Annotated in this window: 18 protein-coding genes; 10 read left to right on the top strand and 8 right to left on the bottom strand. The window is 72.1% G+C overall.

What is annotated here, in order from left to right; all coding sequences use genetic code 11:
- Window positions 1-56: 56 nt before the first annotated feature.
- Complete coding sequence (locus ACZ4QV_RS21845; protein ID WP_467763284.1) at window positions 57-1073, top strand: SDR family NAD(P)-dependent oxidoreductase; 1017 nt, start codon at window positions 57-59, stop codon at window positions 1071-1073.
- On the opposite strand, the gene dctA is transcribed toward ACZ4QV_RS21845, so the two are convergent.
- The 4 genes from dctA to ACZ4QV_RS21825 form a co-directional block, all read right to left on the bottom strand.
- Window positions 1027-2379, bottom strand: coding sequence for a C4-dicarboxylate transporter DctA (dctA, locus tag ACZ4QV_RS21840; protein WP_467763283.1), 1353 nt, complete (start codon window positions 2377-2379; stop codon window positions 1027-1029). The two genes, ACZ4QV_RS21845 and dctA, sit on opposite strands and share 47 nt — an antisense overlap.
- A gap of 146 nt (window positions 2380-2525) precedes the next feature.
- The gene (locus tag ACZ4QV_RS21835; protein WP_361152588.1) at window positions 2526-3584 is read right to left on the bottom strand and encodes a tartrate dehydrogenase; all 1059 of its coding nucleotides are present in this window, start codon (window positions 3582-3584) and stop codon (window positions 2526-2528) included.
- A gap of 166 nt (window positions 3585-3750) precedes the next feature.
- Window positions 3751-4635, bottom strand: coding sequence for a LysR family transcriptional regulator (locus tag ACZ4QV_RS21830; protein WP_361639663.1), 885 nt, complete (start codon window positions 4633-4635; stop codon window positions 3751-3753).
- Between the two features lie 96 nt (window positions 4636-4731).
- On the bottom strand, window positions 4732-5133 hold the full coding sequence (locus ACZ4QV_RS21825; RefSeq protein ID WP_361152593.1) for an STAS domain-containing protein: 402 nt from the start codon (window positions 5131-5133) through the stop codon (window positions 4732-4734).
- Window positions 5134-5400: 267 nt separating this feature from the next.
- On the opposite strand from ACZ4QV_RS21825, the gene ACZ4QV_RS21820 reads away from it, so the two are divergent.
- Together ACZ4QV_RS21820 and ACZ4QV_RS21815 are read left to right on the top strand one after the other, a co-directional pair.
- Window positions 5401-6339, top strand: coding sequence for an SCO4651 family lipoprotein (locus ACZ4QV_RS21820; RefSeq protein ID WP_361152595.1), 939 nt, complete (start codon window positions 5401-5403; stop codon window positions 6337-6339).
- Between the two features lie 198 nt (window positions 6340-6537).
- A complete protein-coding gene (locus ACZ4QV_RS21815; protein WP_361590819.1) occupies window positions 6538-7047 on the top strand; it encodes a DUF1360 domain-containing protein in 510 nt (169 codons plus the stop codon).
- A gap of 16 nt (window positions 7048-7063) precedes the next feature.
- On the opposite strand, the gene ACZ4QV_RS21810 is transcribed toward ACZ4QV_RS21815, so the two are convergent.
- Entirely contained in the window at window positions 7064-7240 is a 177-nt protein-coding gene (locus ACZ4QV_RS21810; RefSeq protein WP_361590821.1) for a hypothetical protein, read from the bottom strand.
- Window positions 7241-7826: 586 nt separating this feature from the next.
- Window positions 7827-8198 carry a VOC family protein gene (locus ACZ4QV_RS21805; protein WP_361152601.1) on the bottom strand — a complete coding sequence of 124 codons (372 nt, stop codon included), beginning with the start codon at window positions 8196-8198 and terminating at the stop codon, window positions 7827-7829.
- Between the two features lie 277 nt (window positions 8199-8475).
- Here ACZ4QV_RS21805 and ACZ4QV_RS21800 point away from each other — a divergent pair, with 277 nt between their 5' ends.
- Window positions 8476-8835 (top strand): MarR family winged helix-turn-helix transcriptional regulator, encoded by a 360-nt coding sequence (locus ACZ4QV_RS21800; protein WP_467763347.1) that lies wholly within the window; start codon window positions 8476-8478, stop codon window positions 8833-8835.
- A 160-nt stretch (window positions 8836-8995) separates the two neighbouring features.
- Here the strand turns inward: ACZ4QV_RS21800 and ACZ4QV_RS21795 are convergent, their stop codons facing one another.
- A complete protein-coding gene (locus tag ACZ4QV_RS21795) occupies window positions 8996-9337 on the bottom strand; it encodes a hypothetical protein (RefSeq protein ID WP_361152604.1) in 342 nt (113 codons plus the stop codon).
- A 609-nt stretch (window positions 9338-9946) separates the two neighbouring features.
- Here ACZ4QV_RS21795 and ACZ4QV_RS21790 point away from each other — a divergent pair.
- Window positions 9947-11239: a cytochrome P450 family protein gene (locus ACZ4QV_RS21790; RefSeq protein ID WP_361590823.1), complete on the top strand. Its 1293-nt coding sequence runs from the start codon at window positions 9947-9949 to the stop codon at window positions 11237-11239.
- An 84-nt stretch (window positions 11240-11323) separates the two neighbouring features.
- On the opposite strand, the gene ACZ4QV_RS21785 is transcribed toward ACZ4QV_RS21790, so the two are convergent.
- Window positions 11324-12709: a cytochrome P450 gene (locus ACZ4QV_RS21785; protein ID WP_361590825.1), complete on the bottom strand. Its 1386-nt coding sequence runs from the start codon at window positions 12707-12709 to the stop codon at window positions 11324-11326.
- A 421-nt stretch (window positions 12710-13130) separates the two neighbouring features.
- On the opposite strand from ACZ4QV_RS21785, the gene ACZ4QV_RS21780 reads away from it, so the two are divergent.
- From ACZ4QV_RS21780 to ACZ4QV_RS21760, 5 genes are all read left to right on the top strand, one after another.
- Window positions 13131-14480, top strand: coding sequence for a cytochrome P450 (locus ACZ4QV_RS21780; protein WP_361152610.1), 1350 nt, complete (start codon window positions 13131-13133; stop codon window positions 14478-14480).
- Window positions 14481-14619: 139 nt separating this feature from the next.
- On the top strand, window positions 14620-15537 hold the full coding sequence (locus tag ACZ4QV_RS21775; protein WP_467763282.1) for an aminoglycoside phosphotransferase family protein: 918 nt from the start codon (window positions 14620-14622) through the stop codon (window positions 15535-15537).
- Window positions 15538-15840: 303 nt separating this feature from the next.
- Window positions 15841-16668, top strand: coding sequence for a SigB/SigF/SigG family RNA polymerase sigma factor (locus tag ACZ4QV_RS21770; protein ID WP_361152615.1), 828 nt, complete (start codon window positions 15841-15843; stop codon window positions 16666-16668).
- Between the two features lie 188 nt (window positions 16669-16856).
- Complete coding sequence (locus tag ACZ4QV_RS21765; protein WP_361639675.1) at window positions 16857-18104, top strand: FUSC family protein; 1248 nt, start codon at window positions 16857-16859, stop codon at window positions 18102-18104.
- A gap of 117 nt (window positions 18105-18221) precedes the next feature.
- On the top strand, window positions 18222-19058 hold the full coding sequence (locus ACZ4QV_RS21760; protein ID WP_467763281.1) for a DUF6042 family protein: 837 nt from the start codon (window positions 18222-18224) through the stop codon (window positions 19056-19058).
- Window positions 19059-19247 lie beyond the last annotated feature (189 nt).

Here is a 19247-nt window from a genome sequence, read left to right as displayed (position 1 = left end):
GCGGACGGCCGGGGCACCCGCGGCCACGGCCGCCTGCCGCACGCGATCGAGGAGTCATGATGTCCGACGAAGCCCAGCCCGCCGCCCGGAACGCCGCCCGGTCCTCCGCCCCGCCCCGGCCCCCGCGCCGGTCGCCGTCCCCGCCGTGGGACGTGCGGCGGCTGCCGCCCGCCGAGGGGAGAACCTTTCTGGTCACCGGCGGCAACGCGGGCATCGGCTACTTCGTCGCGGAACAGCTCGCCGGAACCGGGGCCACCGTCGTCCTCGGCAGCCGGAACAGCACGAAGGCGGCGGCCGCCGCGGCCTGCATCCGCTCCCGCGTCCCCGACGCCCGTGTCCGCCACATCCCGCTGGACCTGGCCGACCTGCCGTCCCTCGAAGCCGCGGCCGGCTCGCTCGCCCTCGGACACCTCGACGCGGTGGTCCACAACGCCGGGGTGGCGCTCGACGATCCGCCCCGGCGGACGACCGGGGACGGCCATGAGCTGATGTTCGGTACCAACCACCTCGGCCACGTCGCCCTGACCCGGTGGCTCGCCCCCCTGCTCGCGGCCGCGCCGGCCGCCCGCGTCGTGACCGTCGGCAGCTTCGCGGCGAAGACCGAACGGCTCGACCTGGCCGACCTGCAGTCCACCGGGGACGACTACCGTCCGAAGCGGACCTACGGCCGGTCGAAGCTGGCGCAGATGTACTTCGGTCTCACCCTCGACCGCCGTCTGCGCGCGGCCGGCAGCCCCGTACGCAGCCTGGTGGCCCACCCCGGCGGCGCACTGGACTCCCTCACGCCCTCGCGTCCGCCGGTGCACGTACGGACCTCCGGCGAGCGGCTGCGCGGGCTGCCCGCCGGTCTCCTCGTCCAGGGCAAGGACGCGGGGGCCTGGCCTGTCGTACGGGCCGTGCTCGACCCGCTGGCGACCGGCGGCCGACTGTGGGGCCCGAGGATTTTCGGACTGCGCGGGGAGCCCCGTGGGGAGCCGGTGTGGGACCACCTGAAGGACACCGCCGTCGCGGAGCGGCTGTGGGACGTCAGCTGTGAGCTGATCGGCGCGGAGCCGGATCTGGGCTTCGGGTGAGCGGCCGGGCGGCCCGTTCGGCGCGCAGGACCTGGTTGACCCGCGCGCTGTCGAGGGCGCGCTCCCAGCGGGCGACGACGAGGGTGGCGACGCTGTTGCCGGCGAGGTTCGTCAGGGCGCGGCACTCGGACATGAACTTGTCGATTCCGAAGATCAGCATGAGGCCGGCGGCCGGTACGGTCCCCACGGTCGAGAGGGTGGCGGCCAGGGCGATGAACCCCGCGCCCGTGACACCGCCGGAGCCTTTGGAGGTCAGCAGCATGACGGCGAGCAGACCGAGCTGTTGGCCGAGGCCGAGCGGTGTGTCGGTGGCCTGGGCGATGTAGACGGCGGCCAGCGAGAGATAGATCGAGCTGCCGTCGAGGTTGAAGGAGTAGCCGGTGGGCACGGTCAGGCCGACGATGTCGCGGCGGATGCCGAGTCCTTCGAGCTTGGCCATGAGCCGGGGGAGGGCGCTCTCGGAGGACGAGGTGCCCAGGACCAGCAGGAACTCCTCGCGCAGGTAGGACAGCAGCCGGAAGAAGCTGATCCTCAGCAGCGCGGTGACACCGCCCAGGACCACGACGACGAAGAACAGCGACGTGCCGTAGAAGAGGGCGATGAGCCGGCCGAGGCTGGTGAGGGTGGAGATGCCGTACGTACCGATGGTGTACGCCATCGCGCCGAACGCGCCGACGGGGGCGGCCAGCATGACGTAGTGCAGGATCTTGAACACCACGGCGCCGAGCCGCGCCACACCGTCCACGATCGGCTGCCCGGCCGCACCCACGGTCTTCAGGGCGACACCGAAGAGCACCGAGAGGAAGATGACCTGGAGGACGTCGCCCTCGGCGAAGGCGCCGGCCGCGCTGCTCGGCACCAGGTCGGTGAGGAAGTGCCACCAGCTCTGGCCCGACCCGCGTTCCGCGTACCGGGCGGCGTCGCCCTCCAGCCGCAGACTGCCGGGGTCGGCATGCACGCCGGCGCCGGGCTGGAAGACGTTGACGGCGAGCAGCCCCAGGAGGAGGGCGAGCAGGGTGCCCGCCTGGAAGTAGGCCAGCGACTTCAGACCGACGCGGCCCACCCGGCCGAGGCTGTCGACGCTGCCGATCCCGGCCACGACGGTCAGAAAGACGATCGGCGCGATCAGCATCTTGATCGCGGACACGAACGTGGTGCCGACCGGCCCCAGCGCCGCTCCGGCCGACGGCCACAGCCAGCCGGTCACGATGCCGGCGACGATGGCGGTCAGCACCCAGAAGTAGAGCTGCCGGTACCAGGGTTTGGCCGGTGGCCCGGCCGGCACGGCGGACTCGGGTGGTGCCATGGCGTATCACCTCGTCGGGGAACGGACACAGCCGGGCGCGGACCGGTCAGGGGAGAGTCGGGTCAGGGGAGAGTCGGGTCAGGGAAGGGACGGGCGGACGAGAGAACGGGATCGGGAAGAGACGGGTTCGCGAAGAGGTGGACAGATCACAGGAGTTCGAGGAGCGCTTCGGTGAACTCCGCCGTCGTGGCGGTGCCGCCCAGGTCGGGCGTGCGGACGTCCGTCTTGGCCAGGACTGCCGCGATGGCGTCGGTGACGTCCTTGGCCGCACCGGGGTGTCCGAGGTGGTCGAGCATGAGGGCGGCGGACCAGATCGCCCCCAGGGGGTTGGCGACACCGCGCCCCGCGATGTCGGGTGCCGAACCGTGCACCGGCTCGAACATCGAGGGGAACTCGCGTTCCGGGTTGAGGTTGGCGGCCGGCGCGATGCCGATGGAGCCGGCCACGGCGGCCGCCAGGTCACTGAGGATGTCGCCGAAGAGGTTGGAGCCCACCACCACGTCGAACCGGGCCGGTTCCAGCACGAACTTGGCGGCCAGCGCGTCGATGTGCTCCTGGTCCCAGGCCACCCCGGGGTGCGCGGCGCCGCGTTCGGCCACCAGCTCGTCCCAGAAGGGCAGGGTGTGCACGATGCCGTTCGACTTGGTGGCCGAGGTCAGCCTGCCCCCGCGGCTCGCCGCCAGCTCGAAGGCGTAGTCCAGCACCCGGGTCACCCCGGCGCGGGTGAACACCGACTCCTGCACGGCCGCCTCCTCGGGGAACCCGCGGTTCAGGCGTCCGCCGATCTCGCTGTACTCGCCTTCGACGTTCTCGCGTACGACGACGAAGTCCACCTCTCCGGCCGCGGCGCCCCGCACCGGGCTGTCGATCCCCTCGAAGACGCGCACCGGCCGCAGGTTGACGTACTGGCGGAAGCCGCGGCGGATGGGGATCAGCAGCCCCCACAGCGAGACATGGTCCGGTACGTCCGGGCGGCCGACCGCGCCGAGCAGGACGGCGTCCTTGTCGCGCAACTGGTCCAGGCCGTCCGCGGGCATCATCGCGCCCTCTCGCAAGTAGCGTTCGCAGGACCAGTCGTCGTACGAGGTGCAGGAGAACGCGAAGCCGTGGCGGCGGCCGACGGCGTCGAGCACCTGCTGCGCCGGGGGCAGGACCTCGGTGCCGATGCCGTCGCCGGGGATCAGGGCAATACGGTGGTTCGTCATGGGTCCGATTGCAGCAACGGGGCCTGCCGGCGGTCCAAGACGCAGTTCCGATCTGCCTGATCAGCGGGGGCTATCAGCGGCGGTGGGGGCTCCCAGCGGTGGTGGGGGCGGACCGGAGCCGGCGCTCGGACGGTGGTACGCCGTGGGCGGGTCCGCACGCGCGTCGTCAGTACCCTGCCTGGGGCAGTGCCGCCGTCACGAAGGCCCGTGCGGCCGGGGACATCCCCGTACGGCGGCTGACCAGCCCGATGTTCAGCGTGCTCCGCGGTGCGATCTCCAGCACCCGGGCGCCGGCCTGTTCGGCCATGGCCCGCCAGGCCTCCGTCACCACCGCCGATCCCACCCCCGCCAGGACCAGGGGGAGCAGGGCGACCCGGTGCTCGGTCTCGGCGGCGACGGTGTACGCGACCCCGCGTTCGCGCAGGCCGTCCACGTAGGCGCGCATCCCGGTGCCCCGCTGCCCGACGATCAGCCGCTGCCCCGCCAGTTCCTCGCAGGCCACTTCGCGCCGCCCGGCGAACGGGCCGTCGGGGGCGACCACGAGCACGAAGCGCTGTTCCCCCGCGGGCAGCGACACCACCTCCTTGTCCGGCAGCGGGCCCGTGGTGGCCAGCAGTCCGAGTTCGACGGTGCCGGTGCGGACCATCTCGACCACGTCCCGGGAGGTGAACGCGGCCTTGATGACCACGGACACCCCCGGGTGGCGTCCGCTGAAGGCGCGGATCATCGTGGTCAGCGGCTCCACTGCCTGGGACGGCATGGCGGCCACGTCCACCCGGCCGGTACGCAGTTCGTGCACCGCCGCGACACTGGCCCGCGCGGTGGCCAGGCTCCGTACCGTCGCACGGGCCGGTTCGATCAGGGCCCGGCCCGCCTCCGTGAGCACCGCCCGCCGGCCGACGCGGTGGAAGAGGTCGCTGCCCAGGTCTCGTTCGAGCGCCCGGACCGACTGCGACAACGACGGCTGGGAGACGTACAGGGCCGCGGCGGCCCGGTGGAAACCGCCCTGGTCGACGATGGCGAGGAAGTACTCCAGCTGCCGGATGTCCATCCGCCGATTCTCACCCGTACGTCCACCGGGTCCCACCCGTACGCCCACCGGGCCCGTTCGCCCACCGGGCCTGGACGGCCCCTCCTTCCGCGCCGCTCAGCCGCCCTCCGCGGGCTGGGGTAAGGCGCTGCTGCAGCCCGGCGCCAGTTCGGTGACCGTCCACGGCCGCCCGGAGGCGGGCAGGGACGCCACCGCCGCCTCGACGTCGCGGTGGGCGGGCAGCAGCCAGGCGGTGCCGGTACGGGCGGTCAATTGGCGCGCCACGGGACTGGCGCCGACCAGCACCACTCCGCCCCCGACCGAACGCAGCAGCATCGAGAGGCGGGCCAGCGCGCCCAGCGCCTCCACGTCCAGGTCACCGGTCGCGGTCACGTCCACCAGCACCGTCGGGGTCGTCGCCCCGGACCGGACTGCCCTGACCAGGCGTGCGGCGGCCGTCGGCGGATGGCCGGTGAGGGTGAGCAAGTGGTAGTGGGAACCCGCGGCGGGCGAGGTCATGGCCGGCCACCTTTCGTCGGAGCGGTTCGGGAAGCGCGCTGCGCGAATGTCCGGGTTCTCCGACGACGCGCGTGTTACGCCTCCGCCGACGTACGCGAAAATTAGTGCCCATGGCGCGGTCGCACACTTGCGCGTGGTGCCGGCGGGCGAGGAGTAATTCGAACCGGAATGTCAGACCTATGCATTACTCTGCGTTGCGTAGATAACAGGAATGACCCGGGTGGCGTGTACGCAGCACCGTCACGGGTGGAGCAACAGGGGTGGGACGTGCAGAAGCACATCGCGCGGCGCGCGGGAGTGACGCTGGCGGCCGTGGCCGTGACGGCGAGCCTGACGAGCTGCCAGGACGGCGGCGACAAGACCAAGGCGGGGCAGAGCGCCGAGCAGGGCGCGGGGCAGAGTGCGTCGGTGCAGGCGCTCACGGCGGCGTACAAGAAGACGGCGGCGGCGAAGACCGCCAAGGTCTCGATGACCATGTCGGTGCCCATGTCGCTGAAAAACGGCGGCGAGACCCGGGTGGCCGGCGTCATGGGCTGGCACCCGCTGGCCATGGACGTGACGGTGAGCGAGAGCAAGCCCGGCGCCGCGGCCGGCGACGCCGAGAAGAACCATGTGATCTGGGCCGACGACGCCATCTACACGGACCTGCGCACCGGTAAGGGCACGCCGGCCGACGGTTACGGTGACAAGAAGTGGGCCAAGATCGACCTGAAGGCGGCCGCGGCGGACGCCGGCGGCAAGGCCGCCCAGCAGATGACCGCCGGCCTGCAGGACATGCAGCAGGACCCGTCCCAGCAGCTCGCCATGCTGCTCAACTCCCGGGACATCAAGGACCTCGGCCCCGCCGAGGTGGACGGCCGGAAGGTGCGGCACTACCGGGGTTCGCTGACGGTCCAGGAGGCCGTCAAGGGCCGCAAGACCGTGGAGCTCCTCACGCCCGCCGAGCGCGAGAAGCTGGTCGCGAACATGGAGAAGACCGGCATCAAGGGGTACGACTACGACGTCTGGGTCGACGGTGACCAGTACCCGGTGAAGATGGACTCGCAGATCAAGACGCCGCAGGGCACGATGCGTGTCACCTCGACCTACTCCGACTACGGCACCACGGCGTCGGTGAAGGCTCCGGCCGCCGGCGAGACGGCCGACCTGCTCCAGATACTCAAGGAGATCAAGGACCAGGCGAAGGGCGGTAGCGGCACCGCCTGACGTGTGGACGCGCCGGGCCGGGGCGCAGGCGCTCTCGCGGGCGCCACGTTCCGGCCCCCGTGGGCCCGGTGGGCGGATGTGCAGCCGTGGGAGCGCCGAAGAAGCCGGTGACACGTTCGGTCGTATCTCGCCCCATCGGCGTGCACCGGGCGATTCCGGGGGTACCGGTCCAGCCTCGACGTCGTCGTAGGAGGCAGCATGGCAGTCAACCCGCGCCCCGAAGAAAGCGGGCCCGGCGGCCCGGAAGCGGAGGAGGTGCCCCTGCGGGGCTACGCCGTGCTGTCCGGGGCCTATGTGACGGCCACGGCCCTGTTCGCGCTGGGCTTCCGGAGGTCCGGACGTACGCTGCCCGCCCGTGTGCCACCGTGGGACGTGCTGCTCCTGGGGGCCGCGACGTACAAGGCGTCGCGGCTGCTGGCCAAGGACAAGATCACCAGCCTGGTGCGGGCGCCGTTCACCCGGCGTACGGGAACCATCAGCGCCAGCGAAGTCATGGACGAGCCCCGAGGTCACGGGCTCCGCCTGGCCACCGGCGAACTGCTCGCTTGCCCCTTCTGCCTCGCCGCCTGGGTCGGCACTTCGCTGGCCTGCGGTTACGCCGTCGCCCCGCGTGCCACCCGGCTGGCCGCCTGCGGACTGAGCGCCGTCACGATCTCGGACTGGCTGCAGTACGCCTGGAGCATCACGCAGGAGCGGGCCGAAGGGTGACGTCCTGCCCGGGAGTTCAGAGTTTCGGCGGCTCCAATGCATAGGTGGTGCCGCAAGCGCCGCAGGCGAAACGGCCGTTGAGGCCGTCGTTCGCGCTCTGGCACTCCGGGCAGGTGGCGGAGGTGAAGTACACCGACAGCGGTTCGCCGGCGCTCACACTTTCCTCCGTCGGGACACCATGGTTCTCTGCCATCCGGCTGCTCCGCAGTTGCATGACGATCTGCCGTCGGGCCCGTGGATGACCTGGGCGCCATACCGGCTGTCACACATGATGCCCTCCCCCCGGCCCCCGAAGTCCATGACTCCCCCAAGCACAGAGTGCGCCTACAAAAACATCACAAAACCCCCTAGGAACGGTTACGCCGAGGCCGCGGACGCGCGGCACCGGCGCACGAAGCGCATACCGGAGCACGGGTCGTCATCAGGGGGCGCAGAAATCATCCACGGCGCATCCCGCCACTGTTCAGCCGCCTCAGAGGCCGCCGCACGACCGGGCCCCGGACGGGCACCCGCCCGGAACCCGGCCCACTGCTCCGCCGCGCAGCCGCACTCCCCCGAAGAGCGCTGCTCCACCGGCGGAGCGCTGCTCCATCCGTGACGCTCGGCTCCGCCCACAGCACTTCACCGCCCCGGCGAAGCCGCACGCCGCCCCCGGCCCTCCCGCCCCTCCGCATCGCACGCCGTCCGCAGCTCGACCGCGGCGACACCCCCGACCAGTGACCCTGCCACGGCGAGGTGATCCTCGATGCCCCCGCCGCGGTCGTCGCCCGGGTCGCCGGTCAGTTTCCGTGCGCCGTGATGGCGTACCCCTCGGGGCCGGCGAAGGTGAAGGCCCGGCCGAACGGAGTGTCCCGCGGCGGGCTGAGGACGGTCACCCCGGCGGCGGTGAGCTGGTCGTGCAGTTCCTGGGCGTCCGTGGTGCGGAACCACAGGGCCACGCCGAGGCCGGGCCGGTCGGCCCCGTCGAGGTCCACGCCCGGCAGCGGCTCGCGGACGGCGAACGCGACGGGCTCGGTGGCGAACACCACCGCGCCGGGGGGCGACGCGGGGGCCCGGCGCAGACCGAGGTGCTTCTCGCAGAAGGCGGCTGCCGCTTCGACGTCGCGTACCTGCAGAGCGACGAAGTCGGGGCCGAGGAGGGTGGCGGTCATAGGTCTTCCCCATTCCGTGGTGTCCGGCATGCCGGGACCGTGATGTCAGGACTCTGACATCGAGGAATGTACGTACGGCGGGAAGCTGTGTCAAACTCCTGACATGGAAGACCGGAAGCCCGCAGCACACCCGAAGCCCGCGGAGGGCGGGAAGCCCGCACAAGGCGGGAGGCCCGCGGAGGGCCGGAGTCCCGTGCGACTGCCGCACCCCGCCCAGGACATCACCGAGCACGTGGGGTACCGCCTCAAACGCTCCGCCGCCGCCCTGCGCGGAGCCATGGACAAGGCCCTGCGCGAGTACGGCCTGACGGTGCCGCAGTACTCCTGCCTCGAACTGCTCGACCACCGGCCCGGTCTGTCCAACGCCGAACTCGCCCGCGGCACGTTCGTCACGCGGCAGTCCATGAACGTCGTACTGCGCGGCCTGCAGGACGCGGAGCTGGTCTCCCGGCCGCGCACCACGGACCACGGCCGCGCCCTTCCCGCCCATCTGACCGACGCGGGCCGCGACCGCCTCGAACTGGCCCGCGGCGCCGTCTACGCCGTCGAACGGCGGATGGTCGCCGCCATTCCGCAGCAGCGTCTGACCGCCCTCCTTGCCGACCTCGACCGCATGGCGGAGGCCCTCGGCGACTGAGGCGTCAGGTACGGATCGGGTACTGGCCGGGTACGAGCGGTCGGGCTCCCCGCCGGTGGCCGGGGGTGTTCGGACGGCAGCCGCCACACGGCGCAAGCCCCCGCCGCCGCTGGATCGCGGAACTCGGCAGGGGCCCGGTTCGCCGTACCGGTACGCGGTGTCAGCCCGCGGTGTTGGTCTGCCAGATCGGGCGGCCGTCGGCGTTGTAGATGACGACGTTGCCGTCGTCCTGCACGGAGAACAGGGCTCCGTGGTTGCCGCTGGTGTCGGAGTGCCAGATCTGCCGGCCGCCGGAGTCGTAGACGACGAGGTCGCCGTCCATCTCGAAGGAGGCCGTGTCGCCGTTCGGGTACACGTTGTCCGCCTGCCAGGCCGCCTTGCCTTGGCGGTAGACGACGAAGTTGCCGTCCTCCTGCAGGCGCAGAAGGGTGTTGCCGTCACCGGATGTCCAGGCCTGGTTCCGGCGGATCGACGTCCTGGCCCGGAAGTCCGCGTTGGCCATGTCTTCCCCCTCGCTACGGCTCGGGGCCGCTCCCCGGGCCGTCAGTCAAGGTAGCCCCGCGGGGGCCGGGTTCCGCAGGGCGAATGACGCCGACTGGTTCGCTCGGTGCGCAGGCCGAGGATGTGGCCATCCGCCGCTCCACGGCACGTCGCGGCGTGGCCTCGTGCGGGAACGGCGCCGGTGGGAGGTGGGGGACCGCTGCGTCGGCAGCGTCGCCGGAGGAGCAGGTTTTCTGGCGGAATCCCGCCCGTGCCGGAGCGCCGGAATCCCCGTGGGCCGCACGGGACAGCCGCACCCCGGCCAATTGCTTCCGTCTTCGGCCGTCCGGTCTGGCGCACCTGACACCTTGCGGGCGGGGCCGGAGGCCCGGGTGGTCCGGGTGTTCGCGGGCCGGTGTGGGCGACGGCACCTGGTGCTGTGGATTCAACCAGGTGAAGGTGGGGGCAGATGGTGGGACGGGGCTCGTGATGTGGGTTCTCGTCGTATGTGTCCGTAATGATGGTTGTTCCTGGAGTTGTCGTGTCGCTGACGCACCGTCCGTTGTTCCCGTTGGTCCCCCAAGCCGACCCCGCGAAGGAGGCGAGACAGCTCCATGCGGAAGGGGGCCTGGTGCCGGTGAGACTTCCGGGTGACGTGGCGGCCTGGGCGGCGGTGGACCACCCCACCGCCCGGCTGGTCCTCGGTCACCCGGAACTGACCAAGGACGCCGCGCACTGGCCGGACCTGGTCTCCGGCCGGGTCCCAGACCACTGGGAACTGATCGCCGTCATCCGCGGTGCCGGCATGCTGCACGCCGGCGGTGACGATCACCGGCGGCTGCGGAAACTGGCGAGCAGCGCGTTCACCCGGGCGCCGATCGCGGCGCTCGAAGGCCGGATCACGGAGATCGCCGAGCAACTGCTCGACGACCTCGCGGAGGCGGACCCGCGGGAACCGGTCGACCTGCGCGACCGCTTCGCCTACCGGCTTCCGGTACGGGTCATCTGCGAGGTGCTGGGCGTACCGGACGCCGCGGTGTCCGGGCTGCGCAGCGCCTTCGAACGCCTGGTCACCCCGCAGGAGGACGGCGCGGAGGACATCCGGGTCGCCCAGGCGGAGATCCACCGGTCGCTGACCGCGCTGATCGCCACCAAGCGGACGGCGCCGGGCGACGACCTGACCAGCGCCCTGATCCAGGCACACGACGACGGCGACCGGCTCAGCGAGGAGGAACTGGTCGAGACGCTCTTCCTGATCCTCATCGCCGGACACGAGACCACGCTCAACCTCATCAGCAGCGCGGTGCACGCGCTCCTGGAGCACCCGGACGCGCTGGCGAACGTCCGCGAAGCGGCCCGACGGGGGAGTGGAGGGGGCGCGTGCCCCTACGCTCACGGCGGCGGCCGTGGCGCCCGTACCGAAGTGGGCACCGACGACGGCAGCACGGGCGCCGGGACCGCGGATTCGGGCACCGGGCCCGCGGACGCCGGGGCCGACGACACGGACGACGACGTCTGGACCGCGCTGGTCGACGAGACCCTCCGGTTCTCCTCGCCGGTGCGGCACGCCCTGATGCGATACGCCGTCGAGGACGTCGACATAGCCGGTGTCCGGGTGGCCCGGGGTGAACCCGTCCTCGCCGGCCTGTACGCGGCGGGCCGCGACCCGGGCCGGCACACGGACCCCGACGTCTTCGACCCGGCCCGCCCCACGCGCCGTGACCACCTCGCGTTCGGTCACGGCGCGCACTACTGCCTGGGAGCGCGCCTGGCGCGCCTGGAAGCGAGGATCGCGCTGAAGGCGCTCTTCACCCGCTACCCGGACCTGGAGGCCGCCGGCACCCCGGAGCGGCTCGCGTCCATCTCCGTCCAGGGCGTCCGTGCCCTGCCGGTCCGGCTGAACGCCGGGCGGCCGCGCAGTTGACGGTACGTCCGGGGGCTGTGACCGCGGCGGTGACTCCACCGGTACGCGGTCCCAGCCCCGGGCTCCTGACCTGCCGCTCTTCGTCTACCGCGGAAGAATCCGCTTCCGCCACGACCCACGGTCCGGTGCCGTGGCAGCCGTGCCGGCCGTGCCCCGGGACTCGACGCGGGGCTGCGGCTGGGCGCCCGCGGACGCCCCCTGCTTGGGCCGCTGCGGGGTGAAGTGCACGGGAAGGGTGTTCAGCCGGCTGGACACCATCGACGTGGTGACCGACAACTCGGACTCCGGCACCGCCAGTTGAATGTCGGGTAGCCGCGCGAGCAGCGTGTCGATGGCCGTGTCGGCGATGGCCCGTCCGATGTCCATGCCGGGGCACTCGTGCGGGCCCTTGCCGAACGCCAGATGCGAACGGTTGCCGTGCACGGGCGTGGACAGGTCCGGGCGTACGGCGGGGTCGCGGTTGCCGGCGGACAGGCCGAGCAGCACCATGTCGCCGCCGTTGATCCGCTGTCCGCCGAGCACCGTGTCGCCGGTGGCCCAGCGGTTCGGGATCAGCGAGAGCGGCGGCTGGTCCCACATCACCTGGTCCAGCGCGTCCGGCAGCGTCATCTGACCGCCCGCCAGATGGCCGCGGAAGCGGCGGTCGGTGAGCACCATCCGCAGCGTGTTCGCCACCAGGTTGGCGGTGTTCTCGTTCGCGGCGACCAGCGCGTGCCGCAGGTGCTGGAGCACCTCGTCGTCGGACAGGCCCGCCTCGTGGCGCAGCAGCCAACTGGTGAGGTCGTCGCCGGGCGCGGCCTTCTTGCGCCGGATCAGCTCTTCCATGGTCTCGACGACGATCTGGTTGCTCTTCACGGCGGTCTCGGTGGGCCGCACCAGATCGCGTACGGCCTCACCCAGCGGCAGCGCGTCCTGCTCGGGTATGCCGAACTGCCGGCTCAGCACCAGGATCGGCAGCTTCTCCGCGAAGTCGGTCACCAGGTCGGCCTGGCCGGCCGCGGCGAACGCGTGGAGCAGACGGTCCGTGTAACGCACCACGTAGCGGCGGTTCCCGTGCCGGTTGATGCGCGCCAGGCTGTCGGTGACCGCGCTGCGCAGCCGCGCGTGCTCGTCGCCGTCGGCGAAGGCGATGACCGGCTGGTACGCGGTGATGGGCAGCAGCGGCGAGTCGGGCGCCAGGCGGACGTTCCAGCGGCGGGAGTCCGCCGAGAACAGCAGCGGGTTGCGCAGGACCTCCAGATTCTCCTGGTGTCCCAGGACGAGCCACGCCCTGATCTCGCCGGGCAGCAGTACGGGCGCCACCGGCCCGTGCTCCTGGCGGAGCCGCTCGTACAGATCGTGCGGTGCGCGTTCCGCCTCGGGCCCGTACAGCCGCCGCAGTCCGCCGGCTCCCTGTGCGTGAGCAGGGCACTGCGCGGGCGGGGACGGCAGGGACGGGGTGCTGGGGGAGCCGGGAAAGGGGCTGGTCACAGGTCCTCCGAGAAGCAACGGCGGGGCAACGCGCAGCATATCGCCGGGGCATGGCGCTCCCGCACGCAGCCCGTACGCGGTCCGCACGCGACCCGTGCGCGGTCCGCACGCCCTGCGGCCGGTGCGGCACCGGGCCAAACGGAACGGGCCGGGAAGGGCACGGAAGGAGAAGGTGAACGGTCCCTTCGGGGCGGAAACCGGCCCGGGACGCCCCCTTTACGGGACCTGCCGGACAATTGATCATGATGGATGGCCGGTCGTACCGGAACGGAGGGCCAGCGGTGTCGGTGCGGCACGACAGATGCGCGGCGGGCACAACGCCGCCGTCCCGCGCCGCCCCTGACGGTGCCTCTTCCGCTCCGGTCCGCCGGCGTGCGCCGTACCTCCCGGTGCGGCGCTCCGCCCGAGCAAAGGACGAGTCGTGGCAGTAGCGGAGCAGTCGGTCGGTTCGGAGTCGGTCCCGCGCGCGCCCGGGGCGGTGCCGCTGCTCGGGCACGCGGTGAGCTTGTGGCGCGACCCGTTCGGGTTCCTGACGTCCCTGCGGGCGCACGGCGAACTCGTACGCCTGAACCTCGGCACGATGCCCATATACGTCGCGACGTCCGCCGAGGTCGTGCACGAGGTGACGGTGCGCCAGGCCCGCTCCTTCGAGAAGGGACGTTTCTTCGACCGGCTGCGGCCCCTCGCGGGCAACGGCCTCGCCAACGCCAACGGCGAACTGCACCGCGCACACCGGCGGCTCATCCAGCCGATGTTCGCCAAGGACCGCATCGCGGCCTACTCCGACACGATGCGGCGCAACGCCCGCGCCGTCTCCGACCGGTGGACGGCCGGTCAGGAACTCGACGTGGCCCACGAAATGGCCTCCTTCAGCATCGAGACGCTGGCCTCCACCATGTTCTCCTCGGACATCGGCCGGCCCGCGGTGGAGGCGATCCGCAGGAACCTGCCGATCGCCCTGAAGAACCTGCTGCTCCGCGCGGCCTCCCCGAAGATCCTGGACCGGCTGCCGATCCGCCCCAACCGCGAGTTCGACGCCGCGGTGGCGGAGCTGCGCCAGGTCATCGACGAGGTGATCAGGACCGCCCGTACCGAGCAGCACACCGGCCACGACGACCTGCTGTCGCTGCTGCTCGCGGAGGGCGACCGGCTGTCCGACACCGAGGTACGGGACGAGCTGAGCACCATCCTCTTCGCCGGCGCCGAGACCACGGCGGGCACGCTCGCCTGGGCCTTCCACGAACTGGCCGGGCACCCCGAGGTGGAGCGGCAGATGGTGGCGGAGATCGCGGAGGTCGTCGGCGACCGCCCGGTGACCATCGAGGACGTACCCCTCCTGCCGACCGTCCGCCGGGTCCTGGACGAGGTGATCCGCCTGCACGGCGTCACCCTCCTCATGCGCCGGGCCACCGAGCCGGTGGTCCTGAACGGCGTGCGGCTGCCCGCCGGCACCGAGGTCGCCTTCAGCCTCTACGCCCTGCACCGCGACCCGAACGTCTACGCCCACGCCGACCGCTTCGACCCCGACCGGTGGCTGCCCGAACGGCAGCGGGAAGCCGGTCTCGGCCGCGAGACGTTCATCCCCTTCGGTGCCGGCAACCGCAAGTGCCTCGGCGACCAGTTCATCTACACCGAGGCGACCATCGCCCTGGCCACCTGGCTCCCGCGGTGGAAGCTCGTCCCCGTCCCCGGCCACACCCCGAAGGAGATCGCCTCGGCGGTGGCGGCGGCCGACCGTATCCCCATGACGGTCACGGAGCGCCGTCCCTGACGTGGCCGGAAAGCCACCACGCAAGATCGCGCCGCGAGGAACTCCGATAGGTTCGCGGCGCGGCCCCGGGGCCCCGGCCCGGGCAGCTCCGGCCCGGCCGCCCCGGCCCGGTCCCGGCCCCGGCATGAGGAACCCCCTGATGAACATCTCGGAACGCGTCGACGTCCCGGACGCGCTGGTCGCGTCGTACGGCAAGAGCGACGCCGGACGAGCCTGGCTCGCCGCCCTGCCCGCCCAGGTCGCGCAGTTCCTGGAGCGCTGGGAACTGAGGCGGGACGGCGCGGCCCGGTCCGGGATGGCCTCGCTCGTCCTGCCGGTCCTGCGTACGGACGGGACGCACGCCGTACTGCGGTTCCAGCCGCCCACGGAGGAGACCGACGCCGCGCTGGTCGGACTGCGCACCTGGAACGGTGACGGCGCCGTACGGCTGATGGCGCACGACCGGACGGGCGGCGTCATGCTGCTGGAGCGGCTGGACGGGGCCCGTACGCTCGCGTCCGTCGCGGACGACGACACCGCGATGACCATCCTGGCCGGACTGCTGCGGCGCCTCGTCGCCGTCCCCGCCCCGGAGGGCCTGCGCGGACTCGGCGACATCGCCGCCGGCATGCTGGAGCAGACGCCCGCGGCGGTGACGGCGCTGTCCGACCCCGCCGACCGGCAGCACCTGCGGCGCTGGGCCTCGGTGGTGGCCGACCTGGCCGCCGAGCCGGGGGACCGGTTGCTGCACTGGGACCTGCATTACGGCAACGTGCTCGCCGGGCAGCGCGAGCCGTGGCTGGCCATCGACCCGGAACCGCTGGCCGGTGACCCCGGCTTCGACCTGTGGCCCGCCCTGGACAGCGGGTGGGAGGACATCGCCGCGACGGGCCGGGCGCACCGCGTGGTACGCCGCCGGTTCGACCTGCTCACCGAGGCGCTCGGGCTGGACCGCGAGCGGGCGGCCGGCTGGACGCTGGGCCGGCTGCTGCAGAACTCCCTGTGGGACATCGAGGACGGGGCGACGGCACTCGCCCCGTCGCAGGTCACCGTCGCGGAGGCGTTGCCGCTCCGGTAGAGCGGGGCGCGCGCACGGTGCTCATGCGCGGGGCCGCGCACCGGGCCGGCCGTGCGACGGGATGACCGTACTGCGGGGCCGTACAGCGGGGCGCCCGCTCCGTGACTCACACCACAGCGGCAACGCCCGAATGCCGGGTGTAAGGCCGGTCGGCCGGGACACACGAGCGGCAGTGCTTCGGAACCGTAGGCACCCTTCCCTTATTTCTGCCGAGGGGCCCGTCTGTCGTTTTCCGGACCGGCCTCTCGCCTGCCTGTGACCACCCCACGTGAACCCGAGTGAAGCGGTAAAGGAGAGCCGGCGATGGCCACCCCCGCGACCGCGCGCCCCCATGAGCGCGGTGCCAAGGATGTCGACACCAGTGACGAGTTCCGTCTGCTGGCAACGCTGGAGGACGGGCCGGTCAAGGAGCAGATACGCCGGCGCATCATCACCGCCTGGCTGCCGATGGCCCACCGTCTCGCGTACCGGCTGCGGGAGCGCGGCGAGCACCTCGACGACCTCAAGCAGGTCGCCGCCCTCGGCCTGGTCAAGGCCGTCGACCGGTTCGACCCCGACCGCGCGGACGCGTTCGAGCAGTTCGCGGTGCCCACCATCACGGGCGAGCTCAAGCGGCACTTCCGCGACCACACCTGGCACGTGCACGTGCCGCGCCGCATCCAGGAACTGCGCAACAAGGTCCGTCCGGCGATCAAGGAACTCGGCACCACCCTGGACGGGCGTACGCCCAGCACCGAAGAGATCGCCGCGTACACCCGGCTGCCCGAGAAGGATGTCGCGCTGGGGCTGCGGGCGCTGGAGAGCTACCGGTCGCTGTCCCTGGACGCCGCCCTCGACCACGGTGGCGAAGGCGGTGACGCGCACACCCTGCTGCACGTCCTCGGCGCGCTCGAAGACGCCTTCGCGCTCGTCGAGGACCGCGAGACGGTCAAGCCGGTGCTGGCCCGGTTGCCCGAGCGGGACCGCCGCATCCTGTACCTGCGGTTCTTCGAGGACAGGACGCAGAGCGCCATCGCCGCCGAACTGGGTGTGTCACAGATGCATGTCTCCCGCCTGCTCAACCGGGCGCTGGCCCGGATACGTACGGAGGCGACCCGGGCCCCGGCGGAGCAGTACCGCAAGGCGGCCTGAGCCACCGTACGGCTGCGTACGCGGCCACACCTCTCACGCCCGGCTTCCGTCCGGGTTCGGCCAGGGTTCCGCCCTGTTTCCGCGCTGTCGAGACGGACGAGGCAGGAGGTGTGACCGCGCCGACGGGGTACCGAGTGAAAACGTACGGTCCACCGACAGAAGCGGACCGGAAGAGGAACGGAGCGTGCATGGCCGGTCAGGCGCGGAAGCAAGAGTCCGTACGGCGCGGGCCCGCACGGCAGGCGACCTCGCAGGGCCACCGCGAGCAGCCTGCCGAGCAGGGCCGCATCGCCCGGGTGCGGCAGTGGTGGATCCGAGCCTGGGGCTCGGCGGGACACGAACGCCACACGCTGCTGCTGATCGGCAAGAGCACACTGGCGGCGACCGTCGCCTGGGTGTTCTCCTACAACCTGCTCGACGCGGAGTCGCCGGCGTTCGCGCCGTTCTCCGCCGTCCTGATCATGCAGGTGACGGTGTACCAGTCCCTGCTGCAGTCGCTGCGGTACGTGGGGGCGGTGGCGACCGGGGTCGCCGTGCAGGCCGTCCTCGGGTACCTGGCCGGCCCGGACCTGCTCACCTTCGCCCTCGTGGCGGTGGTGGCGCTCACCATCGGCCGGTGGCCCGCCCTCGGTTCGCAGGGTTCCCAGGTGGCGACGGCGGCCTTCTTCGCCTTCTCCACCTATGTCTCGGCACCGTCCGGGATCGGCAAGATCGCTCACCTGGGGCAGATCATCCTGCTGGTCCTCATCGGCTGCGGCGTCGGCGTCATCGTCAACATCGCCCTGGTCCCGCCCCTGCGCTACCGCAGCGCCGAACACGGCATCCACACCCTCGCCCGCGCCCTCTGCGACCTGGTCAGCGACATGTACCCGGCGATGCGGGAGGGCGAGATGGAGGAGGAGCGCATCAGCCACTGGCGCAGCCGCGCCGAACAGACCGGCGGGCTGATCACCCAGGCCGAGAACGGGCTGCGGACGGCGCGCGAGAGCCTCTACTACAACCCGCGCAACCGCCTGGGCCGCCACCGGGGCCGTAAGAGCTTCGAAGGGTACGGCACGGTGCTCAGGGCACTGGAGCGGACCATGTACCAGTTGGCCTCGCTCACCCGCAGCCTCGACCAGTGGCGCCAGGACGGCGGCGAACGGGACCGCCGCTTCCTGCGCGGCTACGCCGACTTCCTGGAGTCCGTCTCCCGGATCACCCAGGTCCTGGGGCAGCTGACCGAGGAATCGCTGACCGACCAGGCAGGCGAACTGTGCGGACTGGCGGACCAGGCCCAGGAGTGCTGCCGCCGGGTGACCGAACAGGCCGAGCAGGACGGGCTGCCGCTGACCGACCCGGCCTGTCCCTACGGAGTGCTCGTGGTGGAGGCCACCCGGCTGATGGACGAGTTCCAGTACACCTGTGACGTACTCCAGCAGCAGGTCGACGCGTGAGGACGGTGCCGGATTCCCCCAGGTGCGGACCTGTCCGGGTGATGTCAGGAGCCGGTTGGCACCAGCACCGTGCGCCGCCCGCCGTCGTTAGTCCTTTCAACCGACAAGGAGAACGACATGCCTGCTGAGATCATCGACACTCCCCTCCACTCGGACGAGGGGCAGCCACTGTGCATCCACAGAGACTGGTTCGAGAGCGGCTGGCCCGTCGTCATGCCGCTCCACCAGGCCATGTGGACGGTGATGCTGCTCAGCACAGCGACGGCCCGGCAGCTGAGGGGAGATCTCGACGCCGTCGCCGTACAGGTCTTCGGCGACGACCCCCGGCGTGCCCCGCGCGGTCTCGGCGGCCGGGGACTGGAGTCGCCGCTGGCGTGGCTGGACGCGGAGGCCGTGGAGGCGGCACGGAGCCCGGCGGAAGCCGCTCAGATCACGGCGGACGCGCGGACGCACCGTGCGTGGTGCGAAGAGGCGCTGCGCGCGGCCGGCCTCCCGGCGCCGTCCACCGTGCGGGACCTGGCGGCGGTCATGGAGCGCCTGGGGATCGCCCGGTGCGAGGACGGGCGGTGGTCGATGCCCGAGCACTTGCCACGCCCGGAGGACGTACTGCGGCTGCCCGAAACGCTCGTCGGACGCCTCCGGCACCTCCGGCGGGTGCAGGATGTCGAGCCGGCCGAACGCGCCCTGCTGGACCACGTCACCCACACGCTCGGCCGCCCGGCGCAGTTCATCACGACACTGCAACGGCTGAAGCAGGCCACCGGCTTCGGCGCGGGCAGGCTGCGGGACGCCCTCGACCACCTCGCCACCGAGACGGGTGAGATCCGGCTGTACCGCGGCCAGCCGCCCGTCACCGTCGCGGCGGAGGATCTCACCGGGCAGAGCCGCTTCCTGATCGCCATGGACTGGGCCCGTATCGACGACGGCCGCCACGTGGTGGTACGCACCGTCTGACGGCTCGGTGTCCGGCCTGTCCCGCCCGAAGGGCCACGCGGATGCTCGGAGGCGGCGCGGACGGAGCTGCCGGAGCCGACGGGGGCGGCCGAGCGGTGGCGCGGACCGTTCGGCCGCCCGATGCTTACTGCCGATTTACCGCACTTCCGTGCAGGATGGGCAGGGTTTTCACCGCCGCGTACTGCCGTA

The sequence above is a fragment of the Streptomyces sp. NPDC026394 genome (assembly GCF_055567735.1).
Note: the sequence above shows the minus strand (reverse complement) of the source record. Positions and strands in the feature narration are given on the sequence as shown.